Source organism: Comamonas sp. B21-038 (genome assembly GCF_022387135.1).
Lineage (GTDB): Bacteria > Pseudomonadota > Gammaproteobacteria > Burkholderiales > Burkholderiaceae_C > Comamonas > Comamonas sediminis.
This window is the reverse complement of sequence record NZ_CP092462.1, coordinates 5,177,501-5,182,584: the sequence shown is the minus strand read 5'-3', so window position 1 is coordinate 5,182,584 and position 5,084 is coordinate 5,177,501. Positions and strand designations below refer to the sequence as shown.

Sequence of the window (5,084 nt, the reverse complement as noted above, 5' to 3'; positions counted from 1 at the left end):
GACATTCTGATCCACGATTACTAGCGATTCCGACTTCACGCAGTCGAGTTGCAGACTGCGATCCGGACTTTACGACTGGCTTTATGGGATTAGCTCCCCCTCGCGGGTTGGCAACCCTTGTACCAGCCATTGTATGACGTGTGTAGCCCCACCTATAAGGGCCATGAGGACTTGACGTCATCCCCACCTTCCTCCGGTTTGTCACCGGCAGTCCCATTAGAGTGCCCTTTCGTAGCAACTAATGGCAAGGGTTGCGCTCGTTGCGGGACTTAACCCAACATCTCACGACACGAGCTGACGACAGCCATGCAGCACCTGTGTTACGGTTCTCCTTTCGAGCACATGTCCATCTCTGGTCACTTCGTACATGTCAAAGGTGGGTAAGGTTTTTCCGCGTTGCATCGAATTAAACCACATCATCCACCGCTTGTGCGGGTCCCCGTCATTCCTTTGAGTTTCAACCTGCGGCCGTACTCCCCAGGCGGTCAACTTCACGCTTATGCTTAGTCGTTACTGAGAAAGTTAATTCCCAACAACCAGTTGACATCGTTTAGGGCGTGGACTACCAGGGTATCTAATCCTGTTTGCTCCCCACGCTTTCGTGCATGAGCGTTCAGTGCAGGCCCAGGGGGATTGCCACTTCGCCATCGGTGTTCCTCCGCATATCTACGCATTTCACTGCTACACGCGGAATTCCATCCCCCTCTGCCGCACTCTAGCCATGCAGTCACAAAGGCCGTTCCCAGGTTGAGCCCGGGGATTTCACCTCTGTCTTACATAACCGCCTGCGCACGCTTTACCGCCCAGTAATTCGATTAACGCTCGCACCCTACGTATTACCGCGGCTGCTGGCACGTAGTTAGCCGGTGCTTATTCTTACGGTACCGTCATCAACCCTCTTTATTAGAAAAGGTCTTTTCGTTCCGTACAAAAGCAGTTTACAACCCGAGGGCCTTCATCCTGCACGCGGCATTGCTGGATCAGGCTTTCGCCCATTGTCCAAAATTCCCCACTGCTGCCTCCCGTAGGAGTCTGGGCCGTGTCTCAGTCCCAGTGTGGCTGGTCGTCCTCTCAGACCAGCTACAAGATCGTCGGCTTGGTAAGCTTTATCCCACCAACTACCTAATCTGCCATCAGCCGCTCTAGTAGCGCAAGGCCCGAAGGTCCCCTGCTTTCATCCTTAGATCTCATGCGGTATTAGCTACTCTTTCGAGTAGTTATCCCCACTACTAGGCACGTTCCGATGTGTTACTCACCCGTTCGCCACTCGTCAGCGTCCGAAGACCTGTTACCGTTCGACTTGCATGTGTGAAAGCATGCCGCCAGCGTTTCAATCTGAGCCAGGATCAAACTCTATAGTTCGATCTTGAATTTAAAGTCCTCTCGACTACTCACTCACTTGACGGAATCAAGAAGACCGAAGTCTTCCTCATTACTGTTTAAAGTGAGCGCTTGTTTTGCTCCGAAGAACATATGGCAATCGCCACCAAACGCCCACGCTTATCGGCTGTTAATTTTTAAAGACCTGACCCAAGAGTCTTGACCCTCAGATCCCCTTCGCCGCGATCAGCGAAGCCTTGTATTGTAGCACAGCTTTTGCTGCACTCAAGAACGTTTTTCACGTTTTCTTCTCAACTCTTGCAACCCGCCGATCCGCGGACCTGGCGCGCTACTCTTTCAAGAGCAGAGAAGAAAACGTCCAGCTAGGTGCTGGACGTTTTCAGTATAAAAGCCTGACGATGACCTACTTTCACACGGGAATCCGCACTATCATCGGCGCGAAGTCGTTTCACTGTCCTGTTCGGGATGGGAAGGAGTGGTACCAACTTGCTATGGTCATCAGGCATAACTTTTTGCCTTTGCTGCCAAGTTTGTTAGGCAGCACAGCGAATTCATAGAGTCTTATCAGCTAAATTTGATTGCGCTTTGGGCATAACTGCAGTTGCAGTGTTTCTTTGCTTGGGCCCCCATCTAAGGGAAGGGGCCGATCAAAGTTATAGGGTCAAGCCGCACGAGCAATTAGTATTGGTTAGCTTAACGCATTGCTGCGCTTCCACACCCAACCTATCAACGTCCTGGTCTAGAACGACTCTTCAGGGGGGTCAAGCCCCCGGCAGATCTCATCTTGGAACGAGTTTTCCCGCTTAGATGCTTTCAGCGGTTATCTCTTCCACACATAGCTACTCGGCAATGCCACTGGCGTGACAACCGATACACCAGAGGTGTGTCCACTCCGGTCCTCTCGTACTAGGAGCAGGCTTCCTCAAATCTGCAGCGCCCACGGAAGATAGGGACCAAACTGTCTCACGACGTTTTAAACCCAGCTCACGTACCTCTTTAAATGGCGAACAGCCATACCCTTGGGACCGACTACAGCCCCAGGATGAGATGAGCCGACATCGAGGTGCCAAACACCGCCGTCGATATGAACTCTTGGGCGGTATCAGCCTGTTATCCCCAGAGTACCTTTTATCCGTTGAGCGATGGCCCTTCCATACAGAACCACCGGATCACTATGTCCTGCTTTCGCATCTGCTCGACTTGTCAGTCTCGCAGTTAAGCACGCTTATGCCATTGCACTATCGTCACGATGTCCGACCGTAACTAGCGTACCTTCGAACTCCTCCGTTACGCTTTGGGAGGAGACCGCCCCAGTCAAACTGCCTACCATGCACTGTCCCCGATCCAGATCATGGACCAAGGTTAGAACCTCAAACACACCAGGGTGGTATTTCAACGTTGGCTCCATGAGAACTAGCATCCTCACTTCAAAGCCTCCCACCTATCCTACACAGATCTGTTCAAAGTCCAATACAAAGCTACAGTAAAGGTTCATGGGGTCTTTCCGTCTTTCCGCGGGGAGATTGCATCATCACAAACATTTCAACTTCGCTGAGTCTCAGGAGGAGACAGTGTGGCCATCGTTACGCCATTCGTGCAGGTCGGAACTTACCCGACAAGGAATTTCGCTACCTTAGGACCGTTATAGTTACGGCCGCCGTTTACTGGGACTTCAATCAAGAGCTTGCACCCCATCATTTAATCTTCCAGCACCGGGCAGGCGTCACACCCTATACGTCCACTTTCGTGTTTGCAGAGTGCTGTGTTTTTATTAAACAGTCGCAGCCACCTATTCTTTGCAACCCCGTTTAGCTCCATTTGTTCAACTTCACTTACTTGGGGCACACCTTCTCCCGAAGTTACGGTGTCAATTTGCCGAGTTCCTTCTCCTGAGTTCTCTCAAGCGCCTTAGAATACTCATCTCGCGCACCAGTGTCGGTTTGCGGTACGGTCGTGTGTAGCTGAAGCTTAGTGGCTTTTCCTGGAAGCTGGGTATCACTCACTTCGTCTGCAAGCAGACCCGTTATCACCCCTCATCTTAGCCCGGCGGATTTGCCTACCGAGCACGACTACAGGCTTGAACCAACATATCCAACAGTTGGCTGAGCTAACCTTCTTCGTCCCCACATCGCACTACACATCGGTACGGGAATATTGACCCGTTTCCCATCAGTTACGCATCTCTGCCTCACCTTAGGGGCCGACTTACTCTACGCCGATGAACGTTGCGTAGAAAACCTTGCGCTTACGGCGAGCGGGCTTTTCACCCGCTTTAACGCTACTCATGTCAGCATTCGCACTTCTGATACCTCCAGCATCCGTTACCAGACACCTTCACAGGCTTACAGAACGCTCTCCTACCACGCACAGTAAAACTGTGCATCCGCAGCTTCGGTAACTGGCTTAGCCCCGTTACATCTTCCGCGCAGGACGACTCGATCAGTGAGCTATTACGCTTTCTTTAAATGATGGCTGCTTCTAAGCCAACATCCTGACTGTTTTAGCCTTCCCACTTCGTTTCCCACTTAGCCCGTTTTAGGGACCTTAGCTGGCGGTCTGGGTTGTTTCCCTCTTGAGTCCGGACGTTAGCACCCGGTGCTCTGTCTCCCAAGCTGTACTCTGCGGTATTCGGAGTTTGCATAGGTTTGGTAAGTCGCCATGACCCCCTAGCCTAAACAGTGCTCTACCCCCGCAGGTAATACTTGAGGCACTACCTAAATAGTTTTCGGAGAGAACCAGCTATTTCCAAGTTTGTTTAGCCTTTCACCCCTATCCACAGCTCATCCCCTAGTTTTGCAACACTAGTGGGTTCGGACCTCCAGTACCTGTTACGGCACCTTCATCCTGGCCATGGATAGATCACTTGGTTTCGGGTCTACACCCAGCGACTTGTCGCCCTATTCGGACTCGATTTCTCTGCGCCTTCCCTATTCGGTTAAGCTTGCCACTGAATGTAAGTCGCTGACCCATTATACAAAAGGTACGCCGTCACCCCTAAGGGCTCCGACTTTTTGTAAGCATGCGGTTTCAGGATCTATTTCACTCCCCTCCCGGGGTTCTTTTCGCCTTTCCCTCACGGTACTTGTTCACTATCGGTCGATGATGAGTATTTAGCCTTGGAGGATGGTCCCCCCATATTCAGACAGGGTTTCTCGTGCCCCGCCCTACTTATCTGCAGCCTAGTACCACCAATGCGTTTTCACATACGGGGCTATCACCCACTATGGCCGGACTTTCCATTCCGTTTTGTTAACACACTGACTATCACTGCAAGGCTCTTCCGAATTCGCTCGCCACTACTATCGGAATCTCGGTTGATGTCTTTTCCTCTGGGTACTTAGATGTTTCAGTTCTCCAGGTTCGCTTCACTGCGCTATGTATTCACTCAGTGATACCTATTGCTAGGTGGGTTCCCCCATTCAGAAATCTCCGGATCAAAGTTTATTTGCCAACTCCCCGAAGCTTATCGCAGGCTATCACGTCTTTCGTCGCCTATCATCGCCAAGGCATCCACCACATGCTCTTAGTCACTTGACCCTATAACTTTGATATCTATCGCTAGATCTCAAGCACAAGAACCCAAGCAACTGCTTATGCGAGGTCTCTCACCTCGCGCGTTATGCCGTAATGTGAATATCTTTGCTGTAAACCCAGTTTCCCAGATTCACATTCTTGAAGAATATTCGTCATTACTGAATAAAAATTGCTCTCGCAAAGTTTCATTCGTTTTGACGCAATCAAAT

General features: G+C 50.9%; 3 rRNA genes. All 3 read right to left on the bottom strand.

The features are described 5' to 3' along the window. Window positions 1-1,362, bottom strand: a 16S ribosomal RNA gene (locus tag MJ205_RS23630). 369 nt (window positions 1,363-1,731) lie between these two features. Beyond that, window positions 1,732-1,844 (bottom strand): 5S ribosomal RNA (gene rrf, locus MJ205_RS23625). Window positions 1,845-1,998: 154 nt separating this feature from the next. Further along, window positions 1,999-4,878 (bottom strand): 23S ribosomal RNA (locus MJ205_RS23620). Window positions 4,879-5,084: the final 206 nt, after the last annotated feature.